Source organism: Oleiphilus sp. HI0132, from assembly GCF_001635845.1.
This window is the reverse complement of the sequence record NZ_LWGJ01001795.1, coordinates 1-1,133: the sequence shown is the minus strand read 5'-3', so window position 1 is coordinate 1,133 and position 1,133 is coordinate 1. Positions and strand designations below refer to the sequence as shown.

The 1,133-nt window shown below is 43.0% G+C and carries 2 protein-coding genes; both read left to right on the top strand.

What is annotated here, in order from left to right:
• The first annotated feature begins 173 nt into the window (after positions 1–173).
• A complete protein-coding gene (locus tag A3766_RS27255) occupies positions 174–656 on the top strand; it encodes an SCP2 domain-containing protein (RefSeq protein WP_068642156.1) in 483 nt (160 codons plus the stop codon).
• 122 nt (positions 657–778) lie between these two features.
• Positions 779–940: a DUF2986 domain-containing protein gene (locus A3766_RS29305; protein WP_082865452.1), complete on the top strand. Its 162-nt coding sequence runs from the start codon at positions 779–781 to the stop codon at positions 938–940.
• The last annotated feature ends 193 nt before the right edge of the window (positions 941–1,133 follow it).

The window sequence follows — 1,133 nt, the reverse complement described above, 5'->3', positions numbered from 1 at the left end:
AGCCGGACAGACCAAATCCATAAAGAAATACTCGAAATAATACGTCTGACCATTGTGAAGAATCCCCCGGCTAGTCACTATCCCTATTGGTGGGTATTTTATGTACCAACTTGCCGGGATATAGTTTCCTTTAATATCTGTTCGCTAATCTCGTTTTAAGGAGCGAAGCTACAATGCTATTGTCGAGCCCGAGAACTCTGCTTCCAAAATTACCTTTAACTTTGGTCAAACCTGTTCGCCATATGCCTTTTGGCCTGCAAAGTTTAGTGCTAAAAAGAGTGCTGAAAGCGGCCTTTAAGTCAGCCTTGGATCAAGGTGACATGGATTTTCTTAAACAGCGTTGGCTAAAAATCGAGATTAGCGATGCGGATATCAATTGGTACTTTAGTTGTGGCCCTCGAAACGAGATTTTAATGCAGAAAGATGCGCAGACGGATGTTTGTATTCGCGGTAGTTTGCGTAGCTTTATTTTGCTCGCGGCTCAAAAAGAAGACCCGGATACGCTGTTCTTCCAGCGTGACTTGGTGATTGAGGGTGACACTGACCTAGGGCTTGAGATCAAAAACCTGATGGATAGCCTGGATCTCGATGACCTGCCACCAGAGCTGCTATTTGCAGTAAGAAGTGCAGCAGAGTATGTGACGGTATTTAGCTAAATACTCTTACTCCAATAGCGCCCGTCCGCTTAGGAGGTAATCCATTGTTTTGGGTATATAAGCTTCCACCAAGCTTTCCTAACGACTAGAATCCCCCTATCTATCGTTAAAGGCCAGATTTGATGAATCGTAAAAAGAAGCTGAACTCCATCCTCAAGAAAAAACTTAAGAAGGCAAATGCCAAACTGGCGCCTAAGAAGAATGATAAACCTCGCTATATATCCAAAGCAGAACGGGCTGTAATGGAAGAAGAAAACACCTTAACTGAGATCAAAAACGACTAATAGATTGTCGGCTTATAGCCTTTTCTTGGGTGGCCGTGTACCTTCCAAAAAATTAATCTTTTTCATCTTATAAAAAAGTGACAAAAGTCTCACTTCGATCCATATTGTTAGCAGCTAGCATTTTGTACTTAGCCTAAGAGATGTACCGCAGCGATGAATACACCCGCACCACGAGCTTATATTCGCCACCCGT